The organism is Vibrio sp. F13 (assembly GCF_020806305.2).
Taxonomy (GTDB): Bacteria; Pseudomonadota; Gammaproteobacteria; order Enterobacterales; family Vibrionaceae; genus Vibrio; species Vibrio crassostreae_C.
The window spans coordinates 1316207-1332027 of record NZ_CP170175.1 but is presented as its reverse complement, the minus strand read 5'-3'; the positions used below and the strand labels follow the sequence as shown (position 1 = coordinate 1332027).

The 15821-nt window shown below is 44.6% G+C and carries 11 protein-coding genes; 5 read left to right on the top strand and 6 right to left on the bottom strand.

Going from position 1 to position 15821, the window contains the following annotated elements; translation table 11 throughout:
• Positions 1 to 11 precede the first annotated feature (11 nt).
• On the bottom strand, positions 12 to 2345 hold the full coding sequence (gene lptD, locus LMH68_RS05980) for an LPS assembly protein LptD (RefSeq protein ID WP_229647480.1): 2334 nt from the start codon (positions 2343 to 2345) through the stop codon (positions 12 to 14).
• Between the two features lie 149 nt (positions 2346 to 2494).
• On the opposite strand from lptD, the gene djlA reads away from it, so the two are divergent.
• Entirely contained in the window at positions 2495 to 3349 is an 855-nt protein-coding gene (gene djlA, locus LMH68_RS05975; RefSeq protein ID WP_229647479.1) for a co-chaperone DjlA, read from the top strand.
• A 57-nt stretch (positions 3350 to 3406) separates the two neighbouring features.
• A complete protein-coding gene (locus LMH68_RS05970; RefSeq protein WP_017066942.1) occupies positions 3407 to 3952 on the top strand; it encodes a DUF924 family protein in 546 nt (181 codons plus the stop codon).
• A gap of 95 nt (positions 3953 to 4047) precedes the next feature.
• Here LMH68_RS05970 and LMH68_RS05965 read toward each other — a convergent pair whose 3' ends face one another.
• From LMH68_RS05965 to leuA, 5 genes are all read right to left on the bottom strand, one after another.
• A complete protein-coding gene (locus LMH68_RS05965; protein WP_017061387.1) occupies positions 4048 to 4830 on the bottom strand; it encodes a DUF547 domain-containing protein in 783 nt (260 codons plus the stop codon).
• Positions 4831 to 4986: 156 nt separating this feature from the next.
• Entirely contained in the window at positions 4987 to 5589 is a 603-nt protein-coding gene (gene leuD, locus LMH68_RS05960; RefSeq protein ID WP_017062937.1) for a 3-isopropylmalate dehydratase small subunit, read from the bottom strand.
• 14 nt (positions 5590 to 5603) lie between these two features.
• A complete protein-coding gene (gene leuC, locus LMH68_RS05955) occupies positions 5604 to 7016 on the bottom strand; it encodes a 3-isopropylmalate dehydratase large subunit (RefSeq protein ID WP_017062936.1) in 1413 nt (470 codons plus the stop codon).
• 117 nt (positions 7017 to 7133) lie between these two features.
• Positions 7134 to 8225 carry a 3-isopropylmalate dehydrogenase gene (leuB, locus tag LMH68_RS05950; protein ID WP_017061390.1) on the bottom strand — a complete coding sequence of 364 codons (1092 nt, stop codon included), beginning with the start codon at positions 8223 to 8225 and terminating at the stop codon, positions 7134 to 7136.
• 98 nt (positions 8226 to 8323) lie between these two features.
• Positions 8324 to 9871: a 2-isopropylmalate synthase gene (gene leuA, locus LMH68_RS05945; RefSeq protein WP_229647478.1), complete on the bottom strand. Its 1548-nt coding sequence runs from the start codon at positions 9869 to 9871 to the stop codon at positions 8324 to 8326.
• A gap of 568 nt (positions 9872 to 10439) precedes the next feature.
• Here leuA and LMH68_RS05940 point away from each other — a divergent pair.
• From LMH68_RS05940 to LMH68_RS05930, 3 genes are read left to right on the top strand one after another with little or no spacing between them, the layout of a single operon-like run.
• Positions 10440 to 11099 (top strand): TetR/AcrR family transcriptional regulator, encoded by a 660-nt coding sequence (locus LMH68_RS05940; protein ID WP_229647477.1) that lies wholly within the window; start codon positions 10440 to 10442, stop codon positions 11097 to 11099.
• Positions 11099 to 12436: an efflux RND transporter periplasmic adaptor subunit gene (locus LMH68_RS05935; RefSeq protein ID WP_229647476.1), complete on the top strand. Its 1338-nt coding sequence runs from the start codon at positions 11099 to 11101 to the stop codon at positions 12434 to 12436. The genes LMH68_RS05940 and LMH68_RS05935 overlap by 1 nt, the downstream gene beginning before the upstream one ends.
• Complete coding sequence (locus LMH68_RS05930; RefSeq protein WP_017068815.1) at positions 12433 to 15540, top strand: efflux RND transporter permease subunit; 3108 nt, start codon at positions 12433 to 12435, stop codon at positions 15538 to 15540. The genes LMH68_RS05935 and LMH68_RS05930 overlap by 4 nt, the downstream gene beginning before the upstream one ends.
• The last annotated feature ends 281 nt before the right edge of the window (positions 15541 to 15821 follow it).

Sequence of the window (15821 nt, the reverse complement as noted above, 5' to 3'; positions counted from 1 at the left end):
AGTAAAGAAAATTAGTTGTTTAAGAAGAATGGGCGACCGTAGCTCAATGAGTTATCAGAACTGCTATCCCCAACAGCGCCTGAATCAGAGCCTAAGTTAGTACCAAAGCCGATAATACCGAAATTCACACCAAAGTTATTTTCATATTCAGGCGTGACATTTGGATCACTAATGTTATTTGTCAGCTGGTTACTATACGTAAAGCCGATGTACCAACAATCCGATCTATAGTTTAAACGAGCTAACCACTCTAGATCTTCTTGTGTGGTTAAGTCATAGAAATATTGAGCACTGGTGCTCCATTTCGGTGAAATTTGGTAGGAACCAAGTAAACCCGCTTGCGAAATACCATCTCTTGTTATGGATGATACGTCAAAATCTACAGTTTCATTTATGTATTCTTCTGTAACATAGCGATAGTTGGTTTGTATGTAACCACCAGCAAAGCGGTATTCAAGTGTACTATTCGCTAATTGCATCGAAGAGGAGTCAATATCGTATTGCACGCCACCATGGTAGAACAGGTAGTCATCATAGTTGAAGTCCATTTCTATAGCCCAAGACGAATAATTAGTTTTGTTATCAGAGTCGTCGTTGTCTAAAGTCTGTTTTGTATCTTTATCGATATAAAAAATCTGACCAAAAGAAATATTCAAACGCTCTTTATACTCATCATCGAAGAAACGAGATGATGCACCATAACTAATTTGATTCGCAGATGCGATACGATCAACACCGCTATATTTACGGCTTCTAAATAGACCATAGTAATCGGTCTGCAGTAGTGTCGTATCGTAAAGACCAATGTCACTTTGATCTTCTTCTGGTACGTAAAGATACTGAACTTGAGGTTCGAGTGTTTGAGTGTAATTGCCCACAATTTTTGTATCACGTTCAAGAACGATACCTGCGTGGCTTCTAAACTCTGGAATAACTCGACTTACTGATTCTTCCAAGCCTTCATAATCAGAGCCTGCGCCGGTATCAACGCCATCAAGGTCTTGTTGATAGTAAGTACCAAGTAGTCGAGCTTCTGTTGTCCAAGTACCCCAAGTGTTACCTACTGGGATTGTAATACCAGGTTCAACGTGAACACGAGTGGCTGATGGTTTGCCTGATGCGTCGGTATCGAACATTGATATATGACTGATTAAGTCAAAATCTAGGTAATCCATTACCTCTGGAGCATAGTAATTGTACTCGAGTTGTGGCATTAGACGATAAGGCAAGTTATTGCTGGTGGTAAGAACTTGGAAGTCTCGAACAAGTACAGACGCATCCCAATTTTGAGAACGGTATGTTGCTTGCCCTTCTTGAAGCAGTTGTCCATCTTCACGGTTACCGATATTTGAGCTCATGTCCGAAAAGTAGTCAATATCACTGACTTTAGAGTAATCAATTTCGAATAACCAAGATTGTTGGAATATTCCTGAATGTTCTAGTTGGAAACCCCAACGATCGCCTAGATCAGTGTACTTTTGATCGTCTGGTAAATATTCAGACTCGATACTACCGGAACCAAAATCGCTTAAATATCTGAATTTACTGTTGAGTTGAGTGCCACGCTCTTGCATGTACTTGAAGGTAGTTTCCAAATCGTAGTCTGGTGCTAAGTTCCAATAAACAGGAATTTCAGCTTCAAAACCATCGCTTGAACCATACGAAACTGTTGGGTACAAGAAACCGGTTTTACGTGTATCACCCACCGGTACTGTTAAGTAAGGTAAGTAAAAGACGGGAACACTTTGGATTTCAAAACGTGGATTATAAAAAGTGGCTTGTTCTTCGTCTTGGTCGACACTGATGCTCGATGCTCTTAGACGCCAAGCATTATCGCCAATCGGGCAAGAGGTAATGGAGCCATCTTCAATCTCATAAACCGCTTTACCTGTTTTTGCTATATAAACAGCATCTCCGCGACCGGGCTCGCAAAGGAATTCGTAATCGGTGTTCTCAAGCGTCATTTCATCTGTAGTCAGATTATTGGTCGCTCTGTCTGAGATAGATTTGATTTGACCATCACTAAAGTTTACGTTGCCTTCAGCTACAACGATATTTTCTTGTTGGTGCAGGGTTACGTTATCTGCAAGGATGGTCTTATTTCCTTGCGTAACGACTACGTCACCTGAGTATATTGCCTTGTCACCATTGATAGCTTCTAGGCGATCTGACTCAACGTGAGCGGGTAGCTGTGTCTCGTTTTCTGCAGCGGGCTCGATCAAGCATTGATCTATAGAGGGCATTTCCTGCACACTACTATCGGTGATTGTTTCAGCTTGAGTTGTCGACACGTATAACGCCGTACTTATAGACGCGGCTAACAAGGAGCGGGAAAAAGATTGCATGAAGTTGAACTATCCTGTGTCACTAGATGAAGGGTTGATCTAGTATCAATCCAATTAATAAAGCATTTTCCTTATGATAAAGGAAATAATAGCATTCAGCATCATCAGACAGCATTACTCAGATAAAATTCATAGATAGAGAACACATAATGCAAATATTTGGCAAAATTTTGGGCGCGTTTTTTGGCTTTTTATTTGGAGGGCCACTCGGTTTAGTTTTTGGTCTGTTTTTAGGACACCAATTCGATAAAGCTCGCGGATTGAACCAATCAGGCTTCAATAGCTCTGGTTTTGGTCGAGGTCCAAGCCAAGCAGAAAGACAGAACGAGTTTTTTAAATCCGCTTTTGCGGTTATGGGGCACGTTGCTAAAGCGAAAGGGCAGGTAACGCCAGAAGAGATTCAACTCGCTTCTACCATGATGGAGCGTATGAACCTGCATGGCGAACAGCGTAAAGCAGCGCAAGATGCATTCCGTGACGGCAAAGAGAGCGACTTCCCTCTGAACGACGTACTTGAGCGAGTTAAAATCTCATCGGGTGGTCGTTTTGATCTTCTGCAGTTCTTTCTAGAGCTTCAGGTATCTGCCGCATTTGCGGATGGAAGTTTGCACCCGAGTGAACGTCAAGTTCTGCATAAAATAGCGCAAGGGCTTGGGTTTTCGGCAGCACAACTAGAACGCCGCTTGCAGATGCAAGAAGCTGCGTTCCGTTTCCAACAGCAAGGTGGAAGCTTTGGTGGCCATCAGGGTCATGGGCAATCATCAGGTTGGCAACAGGCTTCGCAACAGAACCAACTTGGCGACGCATATAAGGTTCTTGGTGTGAGTGAAAGTGCTGAAGGTAAAGAGGTGAAGAAAGCCTACCGCAAGCTGATGAATGAACATCACCCAGATAAACTGATGGCGAAGGGCTTACCGCCTGAGATGATGAATGTTGCGAAAGAGAAATCGCAAGAAATTCAGAATGCTTATGACCTGATAAAGAAAGTAAAAGGTTTTAAGTAATTGAACACTAAACCGAGTAATAACAAAGTTACTCGGTTTTTTATTAAAGGGAATTATATGACGGTAACGTATCAGGATGTTCTAGAGTTTTGGTTCGATGAGTTGACGCCTAAAGATTGGTTTACTGGCGGCGCCGAGATTGACACTTTGATAGAGTCTCGATTTTCTGAATTGCATAAAGCAGCCATTCAAGGCGAGCTATTTGAGTGGCGCCAAACTGCGCAAGGACGATTGGCTGAGATTATCGTACTTGATCAGTTTTCTCGAAATATTGGTAGAAAAAGTCCGACAGCATTTTCTGCTGATCCGATGGCGTTGGCTCTAGCCCAAGAGGCGGTAGCGGGTGGTTTTGATCACCAGCTTAACGAGCAACAGAAAAGCTTCCTGTATATGCCTTATATGCACAGTGAATCTTTGTTAGTCCATGAACAAGCCGTGGAACTCTTTTCTCAAACGGGATTAGAGCATAATCTGGACTTTGAGTTTAAGCACAAGGTTATCATTGAGCGATTTGGTCGCTATCCGCACCGTAATGAGGTGTTAGGGCGAGCTTCGACTCCCGAAGAGATTGAGTTCTTGCAGCAACCGAGCTCAAGCTTTTAATTGTAGAAATACGGTCAAAGAATTGAGAAGAGGCTAGAGGTTAATAAAAACCTCTAGCCTCTTTTTTACTTTAGTGATCAACTTTAGCCTTAGAGCTAGTTTGCTTGGTTGAGCGACCAATCGTATTCATAACTGATGTTTTGAGTATTGGTTACTGCTTCAATTCGATATTGTTCTAAGTGCTGAATAAGCTGTTTCTTCGTACCAAAATCCACAGCAAACCATTCGTAAATCGATGATAGTTGAAGCTTATTGTTTGTAACCATCACGCCTTTGTCACTGCTTACAAACTCAGTTGCAGCTTGCTCTAGCAAGGCTTCAGTATTTTTAGAGGTAAAAGCGTCAGGTTGTAAGTTAGGGCAACCTAGGCTGGCACAGTTCACTGCATAATGCGTGCGAGGATCTTGCCAAATTGGTCTTAGGATTCGGTGTTCAATGTCATTGAGTGTCAGTGATTTCCCATTAACGACTACCACATCATCTCCCCACGGACCGAAACTAAATAGTCCGCCAAGTTTAGTTATGGATTTGATCGGGTAGGCATCAAGAATCAAATCGACAGTCACGGCGTTATATAGATTAACCCAGTAGGCATACTGCTCCGCTTTTGAATAGTTGAGCGGATTCACCTGTTCGAGTTGCTTGATGTATTGCTTAAGTTTGGTCTTATCGGCAGTGTTCACCGCTTTATAGCTAACTAACGTATTTTGCCCCTGTTTAACCAAGTAGCTATCGAGGAATTGCTGCCAATCTTGATGAGATACCTGTTCTAGGTTGGTTTCGTCGCTTTGCTTCCAGTATGGCCAAAGATCGGATTTAGGCGCAGACCAAGCTAAGGTTGAGAAAAGTAGGCTGACAATAAAAAGTAGTTGTTTCATGGCATTCTCCTGATGACTGACTACTAAGACCTTAAGGCTTACCATTTTCTTTCATTGCTCTTCATTTAAATAAACATATGAAGTTAAGTTAAAAGCTTAGCCAAATAAAAAAGGTTGGCACTTGGCCAACCTTTAGATTTATTCAGAAACGTCTCATTATTTTAGGAAGCTAGGAATCTTAGCTTCAAACTCTGAGATCTTATCGGCATGTTGAAGTGTAAGGCCGATATTATCTAAACCATTCAGTAAGCAGTGACGACGGAACTCATCAATTTCAAACGAGTACTCTTTGCCGTTCGCGCTGACTTTCATTGCTTCTAGATCAACCGTAATTTCTGCACCTTCATTCGCTTCAACGAATTGGAATAGCTCATCCACTTCTTGCTCAGTCAATCGAACTGGCACCATTTGGTTGTTGATCGAGTTACCGTAGAAAATGTCGGCAAAGCTTGGTGCGATCATTACTTGGATACCGTAATCGGCAAGCGCCCACGGTGCGTGTTCACGAGATGAACCACAACCGAAGTTTTCACGAGCTAAAAGAATTGAAGCGCCTTGGTAGCGAGCTTCGTTCATTACAAAATCAGGGTTTGGCTGTTGGCCTGCATCGTCTAGGAAGCGCCAATCGTGGAACAAGTGCTTACCAAAACCGATGCGGTTTACTTTCTGTAGAAACTGCTTTGGAATGATCGCATCAGTATCGATGTTGGCCGTATCTAGAGGAACGACTAATCCGGTGTGTTGTTGAAAACCTGACATGTTAAATCCTCTAATTAAAGTTCACGAATATCGACAAAGTGACCAGCGATAGCCGCTGCGGCTGCCATTGCTGGGCTAACTAGGTGCGTACGACCATCACGGCCTTGGCGACCTTCAAAGTTACGGTTTGATGTAGAAGCACAGCGCTCTTGTGGACCTAGACGGTCGTTGTTCATCGCAAGACACATAGAGCAACCCGGTAAACGCCATTCAAAGCCTGCTTCGATGAAGATCTTATCTAGGCCTTCAGCCTCAGCTTGTGCTTTAACTTGCTCTGAACCCGGAACGATAAGCGCTTGAACATGTTTCGCTACTTGACGGCCTTTCGCTACCGCTGCTGCTGCACGCATGTCTTCGATACGAGAGTTAGTACAAGAACCCACGAACACTTTATCTACGTTGTAATCAGATAGAGATTTACCGGCTTCAAGACCCATGTAAGCCAGCGCTTTTTCAGCTGATGCTTTTTCTACAGGGTCTGCGAAGCTTTCTGGTGCAGGGATTGGTGTGTCTACTGAGATAACCTGACCTGGGTTGGTACCCCAAGTGACTTGTGGTTTGATGTCTGCCGCTTCTAATGTAACAACTGCATCGAATTCTGCATCAGCATCGGTTTTTAACGTATCCCAGTATTCGATTGCTGCTTCTAGGTCTTCGCCTTCTGGAGAGAACTTACGACCTTTGATGTACTCGTATGTCGTTGCATCTGGAGCGATTAAGCCTGCTTTAGCGCCAAGCTCGATTGCCATGTTACATACTGTCATACGACCTTCCATCGTAAGGTCGGTAATTGCCTCACCACAGAATTCAACTACGTAGCCAGTACCGCCAGCAGCCGTTGTTTTACCGATGATCGCTAGCACGATGTCTTTTGCAGTGATGCCAGGAGTAACCTTGCCTTTTACTTCGATCTTCATGGTTTTAGCGCGAGCTTGTTTTAGCGTTTGCGTAGCTAGAACGTGCTCCACTTCTGAAGTGCCGATACCGAATGCTAGTGAACCAAATGCACCGTGTGTAGCCGTGTGCGAGTCACCACATACGATGGTCATGCCCGGCAGAGTAATACCTAGCTCAGGGCCCATTACGTGCACAATACCTTGGTATTTGTGGTTTAGGTCGTAAAGCGTGACACCAAACTCTTCACAGTTCTTCGATAGCGTTTCCATTTGGATACGAGCCATCTCACCAGAAGCGTTGATGTCTTTAGTTTGTGTCGATACGTTGTGATCCATGGTCGCGAAAGTCTTGCCAACTTGGCGAACTTTGCGTCCTTTCTCACGCAAGCCATCAAATGCTTGAGGTGACGTTACTTCGTGAACTAAGTGACGATCGATATAAAGAATTGGTGTTTCGCCCTTCGCTGCAACCGCAACGTGAGCGTCATAAACTTTTTCGTATAAGGTTTTTGCGTGCTGGTTTGTCGACATAGCTTTTCTTCCTTGGGAGCATCAGTCCCAGTGTTTGTTTCTAGCCAAGTCATGCGGTTTACGCTGACTTGGCTTGATATTATTCTTATGTACTTGCTTCTAATCGGAGCCTTTAGCTTATGAAGCTAAGATGTACTCAGCGATCTTGTCACCCATTTCAGAGGTAGTCAGCGCTTGGTTTTTGCCAGCAAGGTCAGCCGTTAGCTCGCCTGCAGAAAGTGCTTTAGAAACCGCTGCTTCGATGTCTTGTGCTGCCGCTTCTTCGCCTAGGCTGTAACGAAGCATTAGGGCTGCAGAAAGGATTTGCGCGACTGGGTTTGCGATGTTCTTACCTGCGATATCTGGTGCGCTGCCACCTGCTGGTTCGTATAGGCCGAAGTTGCTTTCATTTAAACTTGCAGAAGGAAGCATACCCATAGAGCCAGTGATCATTGCGCACTCATCAGAGATGATGTCACCAAAGATGTTTGAACATAGCATTACGTCAAACTGAGATGGGTCTTTGATTAGCTGCATGGTCGCGTTGTCGATGTACATGTGGTTTAGCGTTACATCTGGGTAATCTTTTGCGATCTCTTCAACGACTTCACGCCATAGGATAGAGCTCTGTAGAACGTTCGCTTTATCGATTGAGTAAACGTTTTTGTTACGTAGGCGTGCCGATTCAAACGCAATCTTTGCAATACGTTCGATTTCGTAGCGGTGGTAAACCTCTGTATCAAAAGCTTTTTCAGTTGCGCCTTCGCCTTCACGGCCTTTAGGTTGGCCGAAGTAGATACCGCCTGTTAGCTCACGGACTACCACGATGTCGAAACCGTTACCTGAGATGTCAGCACGTAAAGGAGAGAAAGACTCTAGACCTTTATGGATTTGAGCTGGACGTAGGTTACAGAACAGTTGGAAGTGTTTACGTAGAGGAAGTAGGGCACCACGCTCTGGTTGGTCGTTCGGTGGAAGGTGTTCCCATTTAGGACCGCCAACAGAACCAAAAAGTACTGCGTCAGATTCTTCACAGCCAGTGACTGTTGCTTCTGGAAGTGGACAGCCGTGGTTATCAATTGCAATACCACCAACATCATACTCTTCGCGAGAAAAGCTAATCGCGTGCTTCTTTTCGATCGCGTCTAGCACTTTATGCGCTTGTTGCATTACTTCTGGGCCAATGCCATCACCAGGTAGTACGGCAATTTTGTATGATTTATCAGTCATGTTAATCCTTTAATTCTTTGTTACTGAGCTATTTAGCTCGTTTTAAATTTTGTCCCTAAAGCCAATAACATCGGCTCTAGGGCTCTGTTATTGGGTGTTTAAACTGTTGCGATTCTTTGCTGTTTCATTTCAGCAATGGTGTCTGCGCGTTGAATGCTATTAATAACGTGCAGTAGCGCCTGACCAGAGGCCTCAACGATATCCGTTGAAACGCCTGTACCGTGGTACTTGCGGCCTTTGTAGTTCGCAATAATATCAGCTTGGCCTAAGCCATCTTCGCCTTCACCTTTCGCGGTAAGGTCGAATTTATCCAATGCAATTTCGTAACCCGTTAAGCGGTAGATACATTGGTATAAAGCATCAACCGGGCCGTTACCGACAGCCGCTTCGCATTTCTCTTCATCACCACATTGCAGCTTGATGCTGGTGGTAGACATAACACTACCAGATTGTACGCTTAGGTAGTTAAGTTTATAGAAGTCATCTTCGTCACGTAGATTTGCGAAGTGCATTAGTGCTTCTAGGTCGTAATCGAATACTTGGCCTTTACGGTCAGCCAGTTTCAAAAAGTCTTCGTACAATGAATCTAGGTTGTACTCATTGTCTTTGTAGCCCATTGCGTCCATGTGGCTCTTAACGGCTGCACGACCACTGCGACTTGTTAGGTTCAATGCCTTGTTTTTCAAGCCAATAGACTCAGGCGTCATGATCTCGTAAGTGTTCTTGTTCTTTAGCATGCCATCTTGGTGAATACCTGAAGAGTGGCTGAACGCGTTTGCACCGACGATAGCTTTGTTGTCTTGAATTGGCATATGGCAAAGCTGGCTAACCAATTTACTGGTACGGTGAATCTCTTTGTGGTCCAAACCGGTATGAACACCTAATAGCTCTTGACGAGTTTTGATGATCATTGCGATTTCTTCTAAAGAACAGTTACCCGCACGCTCACCAATACCATTGATTGTGCCTTCAATTTGTCGAGCACCTGCTTGAACGGCAGCAATTGAGTTAGCAACCGACATACCCAAGTCATCGTGACAGTGAACAGAGATGATTGCTTGGTCGATGTTTGGAACGCGATCAAATAGCGTTTTGATAATGCCACCAAACTCGTTAGGTACTGTGTAGCCCACTGTGTCTGGAATGTTGATGGTTTTCGCGCCCGCGTTGATTGCCGCTTCAACCATACGACATAGGTTATCGATAGGCGTACGACCTGCATCTTCACAAGAGAACTCAACATCGTCTGTGTAGTTGCGCGCATGCTTTACCGCTTTTACTGCCATATCGACAACATCGTCGTAGCTACGGCGTAATTTATCTTGCACGTGAACCGTTGATGTAGAAATGAAGGTGTGAATACGGAACTGCTCAGCGACTTTTAACGCTTCTGCAGCGGCATCGATATCCTTCGCTACAGCACGAGAAAGTGCACAGATTCGGCTGTCTTTAATATTTTTTGCGATGGTTTGTACTGACTCAAAGTCGCCTGGTGATGACACCGGAAAGCCCGCTTCAATAACATCTACACCCAGTCGTTCAAGTGCATAAGCGATCTGTAATTTCTCTTTTACCGTTAAGCTTGCAGCCAACGCTTGCTCGCCATCACGTAAGGTCGTGTCAAAAATTATCACTTGATCGTTCATGGGTGCTTCCTTATATCGATAATGAATCGATTGCTATCCAAATTATTATTAAGAATGATGTTCTTTTAAAAGTGCCAGTTACAAAAAAACCCGCTCAGCGCGGGTTTTAATATTTGTGTAGTTCTTGACCCACAACTTACCCGCGCGATTGGTTCACGATAAGGAGAAGTTTCAGCAGTCGAGAAGAAGAAAAAATCATTACACAAATATCCGTAAATAAACTGTTAACACCATATTTACCGCAATTTATTCTGAGCGTCAAACAAGAAAATCCAATATCAGTGTGCTTTGGCGGTGTTTTTTTTTGGTTTGTGCTGCTTGCGTGTTGTTTGCTGGTGTTATCAGCTGATTGAGTGTTTTGTAATGGGCGGTTAGTTTATCGTTTGGCTGATGTGTAGGTTAAAACTTTGTAGTAAATCTTTTTGATGGAACGATTCACCAATAAAATTAAAAGGGTGGCTAAATTAATTAATCATTTGATTAAATAGTGAGTAATTAATCTTCTACAACCATGTCGATTTATCCCTATAATTAATCGTGTGATTAATTATAGGGATAGGTCTCAGTGATGGCAGCGCGTAAAGCAGGGCGACCTCAACAGAATCTAGATGTACGGCAGTTACTCATTGAGCACGCTCGAGATCTGTTCGTGGTTCAACCGTACGACAAGGTATCGACTCGCTTAGTTGCTGAGCGAGCGGGTGTGAATATTGCGATGATTCGCTATTACTTTGGCAGTAAAGCCGGATTGTTTGAGGCGATGCTGCGTGAAACATTACGCCCTATGCAATTACAAATGCAGAGACTCGTTGATGAAAGCAGTCATGAGAACTTTCTTGATTTAATGCGGACTTACTACAAAGAGATGGTCAAAGTGCCGAAGTTTCCTCGCTTGATAGCCCAAGTGATGAATATGCCTCCCTCTGAAGTGCAAAGAGAGTTGCTCGAAAAGGTTTTCCTCGATGTTGCAAAGCCAGCCCAAGATGTCATTTTTGAAAAGTTGGTTGAACAAGGCATCTTAAAACAGAGCATGGATCCAAAATTGTGCCGTATTTCGTATGTAAGCTTGATGGTGTTTCCTTTCATCGCTCCGCCGCCTTTATTGGCAATTCATGGGATTGAGATTAATGAAGAATTTCTTAATCGTTTAATCGAACACAACATTCAATTGATGACTGAAGGCTTTATTAACGCACCGAGCCCTTCTTCCGTGCAGGACCAAAGATAATGAAAATAAATAAAAAACTACTCTTCTTTCCAGCACTTGCGGTTGGTGTTATTGGCCTTGTCGCCGCGATTAACTTGAAGCCGGATCTTCCAACCAAACCTGCGGGTGATAGGGCTCGCTTAGTTGATACTGTGAGCCTAGAACAACAACTGATAGCGCCGTTAGTGGTCGGCTTTGGCAAAGTAGTGCCGAAAGTTGAATGGAAAGCGATTGCTGAGGTGACAGGACAGATCGTGTATCGACATCCAGATCTTGAAAAAGGCCAGGTGATCCCTGCAGGAACGGTCGTGCTCAAGGTTGATCCATTGGATTACGAATTGAAACTGATACAAGCAGAGGCGGATCTAAAATCAAGCCAAACCTCATTAGCAAAATTGAATCAAGAAGAAGACAACCTGAATCAGACTCTTAAGATCGAAAAGAATCGCTTAGTGATCAGCAACAAAGAGCTACAACGTAAACAAGATCTGCGTAAGAAAGGGCTGACTTCTCAATCGGATGTCGACCTGCAACAACAAAGTGCTTTATCTCAACAGAAGCTAGTGCTAGATATCGCGAACCAAATCGCGTTGATGCCAGATGAAAAGCGTGTTGCGGAAGCGGTGATTAAGGTCAACGTGTCTAAGGTAAAAGAGGCGCAGCGCTCTCTCGATAAGACCACGATCACTTTGCCAAGAGCGATGCGAATTGCTCAGGTTGATATCGAACAAAATCAAGTAGTAAACCTTCAGCAGGAGATGTTTATTGCTCACGGGATTAATGTCATGGAAGTAGAGGCGCAACTTTCTATTCACGATATGCAAACTTTAGCCTCCAGCTTTAACCAATTTCCTCGCGATGCTGCAGGAATCCCTAATCCTTATGAAGCGCCAATCAAAGCAAGCATTCAACTTAACAGCGGCAACCTGAACCTCAGTTGGCCAGCGAAGGTGGCAAGAATCAGCGAAACAGTTGATGAAAACCAAGCGACGGCGGGGATTATTCTCGAGATCGCTCAAGATTACTCACAATTGCAACCAGACAGCGCGACGCCTTTGGTTAACGGTATGTTTGTCAAAGCTGAGATTGAGGGTGTCGCCAATCTAAGTTGGGTGGTTCCAGAGCGAGCACTGCATGGTGATAAGGTTTACCTGATGGATGACAACCAGCGTTTGCAAGTGGTCAATGTTGAAGTGCTTTATCGCAGAGACAATCAAGTGGTTGTGAGTGGAGAGCTACAAACTGGAGATAAACTGGTTCTCAATGATGTCCTGCCAGCAATAGAAGGCATGTTACTGAGAGAGTCCAACTCTGAAGAGGCTGAGCTTGAATCAGATACTCAGGAGAGTGCGTCATGATCAAGTTTTTCTCTCGGCACCCAACAGCAGCAAACTTGTTGATGCTTGGGTTGTTGATCTTGGGTATAAGCTCACTATCAACCATCAAACGTGAAACCTTCCCCGCTTACGATCCGCCTTACATTATGGCTGCGATTGTTTATCCCGGCGCCTCTCCACAAGAAGTGGAAGAGAGCTTGTGTGTGCGAATGGAAGATGCAGTAGACGGCTTAGCCAACATTGAAGAAACTCAGTGTGAAGCCATCGAAGGCAGCGCTCGTTTAATTCTAAAGTTAAATGAAAAAGCGGACATCGGCCGAATGCTGGTGGATGTGCAAACCCAGATCAACTCGATCAATGATTTCCCAACTGAGATTGAATCGCCTGTTGTTCAAGAGCTAGATTGGAATGAACCGGTTGTCGATATCGCTATAACAGCCGAAACGTCGTGGCCAGAACTTAAGGCCTACGCGGAAGATCTTAAGCGCACCATGAAGCTTGATTACGATGTCTCTTTGGTCGAGGTTAGCGGCTTCTCGGATCATCAATATCGAGTGGAACTGGATACCCAAGCTATTCGTCAGTTGGGTTTGAGTGTCGGTGATATCGCGGATCAAATTGGTCGACAGAATGTAAAACTGCCGAGTGGTAACGTTGAAACACCAGACAAAAACTTTCTGATTCGTTTCGACGAGAGACGAGTTACGCCTGTTGAGCTGGAAAGCATCGTGGTTGGATCTGCGCCTAATGGCTCGGTGATTCGTTTGAGAGACATAGCCAAAATAACCGACCGCTTTGAACTTGATGAGCAAAAGGTGCTATTTGATGGCAAGCCTTCAGCGCTGCTTAAGATCAGTAAGAACAAAGAAGACGATGCGCTGCGAATCAAAGAGAACGTAACACGATTCGTTGAAGATCAAAGCGCGATTGCTCCTGATGGCGTGACACTACAAATGACCAACGATCTCTCATCTGTACTTTGGGATCGTCTAACCATGATGGTGAGCAATGGCTGGCAAGGTATTGTGCTGGTGTTCGCCACCATGTGGCTGTTCTTCAGCTTACGTTATTCATTTTGGGTGGCGGCAGGGTTGCCAGTGGCCTTCCTTGGTGGCTTGTTCTTAATGGCCAACCTTGGTTTGTCGATCAACATTATGTCGCTGGTCGGGTTGTTAATGGCAATCGGTATTATGATGGATGACGCCATCGTGATCGCCGAATCGATAGCCTCCCACTTAGATAGGGGACAAAGCGTCGATGATGCGGTGTACAACGGCGTTAAGAAAGTGCTTCCCGGAGTACTGTCTTCTTTCTTAACCACGGTGTGTATTTTCGGTAGCTTACTGTTTCTTGATGGCGAGATGGGCGCGGTGCTTAAGGCCGTTCCTCAAGTATTGATTTTGGTGCTGTCGTTGAGCTTGATTGAAGCCTTCCTGATTCTACCTAATCACTTATCTCATTCATTACATAAAGAAAAAAATGATAAGCCAGCGTTGCGCTTTAAAGTGGTGTTGCTTGAGAAGTTTGAGAACTTCCGTAATACCACTTTGATGAACATGGTTGAGAAAGTCGTGACCTTCCGCTACGCCTTTATGGGCGGAGTGATTACGCTGTTGTTGCTTTCAGTCGCCTTGATTGCTGGTGGTGTTGTTAAGTTTCAACCTTTCCCAGAGCTGGATGGTGATATTGCCGAGGCGCGTATTATTCTTCCGCCGGGCGCATCACTGTCTCAAACCGAGAAAGTGGTCGACAAAATTGTCGCGTCTGCTGAGCGTTTGAACAAGCAATGGAGCGAAGAGGTTGAAGAAGGCAATACACTGGTCGAGCACATAACTAGCCAATTCAATGCTAACGCCGATGCCAATGAATCCGGCCCGCACTTAGCCACAGTGCGCTTAGATTTACGCGGAGCAGAGAGTCGTAATACGGTTATCGATGATTTCATTGATGCGTGGCGAGAGGATATTGGCGATTTAGCGGATCCTATTTCATTGGTGTTCAAGCAACCGACTATGGGGCCGGGCGGTCGTGCTATTGAAATCCGCGCCAAACACGATGACCTGAGCGCATTGAAATCCGCTTCTTTGGATATTCAGGAGTACCTTAATCAGTTCGATGGGGTGCACGGCGTGCTTGATGATATGCGCATGGGTAAAGAAGAGATTTTGGTTAAGCTGCGCCCGGGCGCTGAGACCTACAATGTGAATGGACAGATGATCGCTTCCCAATTACGTGCGGCTTTCTTTGGTCAGACAGCGGATGAGATTCAAATCGGTGTTGAGAATATCTCGATTGAAGTGCGTCTTGATAAGGAACAAGCGGGCGACATACAGCAGCTAGCTAACTTCCCAATCATTACCGCAGATGGCAGTCAGATCCCGCTAGCAACGTTGGCGACATTAGATTTCCAGCGTAACTACGTGCGAATTCAGCGTATTGATGGGCTGAGAACCATCAGTATCTTTGGTGATATTGATAATAAGAAAGCGAGTTCATCCGCGATTTTGGCTCAGTTCCAAAAAGATGAAGCCGCCAAACTTATTCAGAAGTACCCGGGTTTACGCTTTGATTTCGAAGGGGAGGCCAAGGATGCAGCCAAGACTGGCGCTTCGATGGGCAAAGGATTCTTGCTCGGCTTATTCGGCGTGTTTGCGATTCTTAGCTATCAGTTCAGAAGCTATTTAGAGCCTGTGGTCGTGATGTTAGCGATTCCACTCGCTTTTATTGGGGTGGTCGTTGGTCACTGGATACTTGGCCATTCTTTGAGTATGCCAAGCATGATGGGCTTTGTGTCGCTTGCCGGAATTGTGGTTAATGATTCCATCTTGTTGGTGCAGTACATTCGTCACCATGTCGATGAGGGAGATAGCGTGCATGACTCGGTGGTGAAAGCCAGTCGCGAGCGTTTCCGAGCGGTATTCTTGACCTCAATGACGACTGCGGCAGGTTTGCTACCGCTGTTGACGGAAACCAGCTTACAGGCTCAGGTTATCCAGCCATTGGTTATTTCGATCGTATTCGGCATATTTGCCTCGACCTTACTGGTGCTGTTTATGACCCCTGCTGCTTACGCGATATTGGCGGATTTCGGTTTGGTTAAAAAGCACGAGCCACTAGCGCTATAGCCTTTAGCGTTTAATTATTTGCGAGCTCTATTATCATTAGCGAACGCTATAACCATTAACACGATAGAAGTAGCGTTTGCTTGCTTATATAAAGAATTGAAAACATAGAAGAATAAAGCGGCCTTGGGTCGCTTTATTTTTATCGGTCGCTTCTATCGCCATCCTGACTTGATCCATTGACCAGCCTATCAAGCATGGGAAATTTCATTTTAGTTCATTCAAAATGTCACTTAACTGTCATTTGTTGAGCATAACTTGAGCCTTAACTGAATAAGGATTGT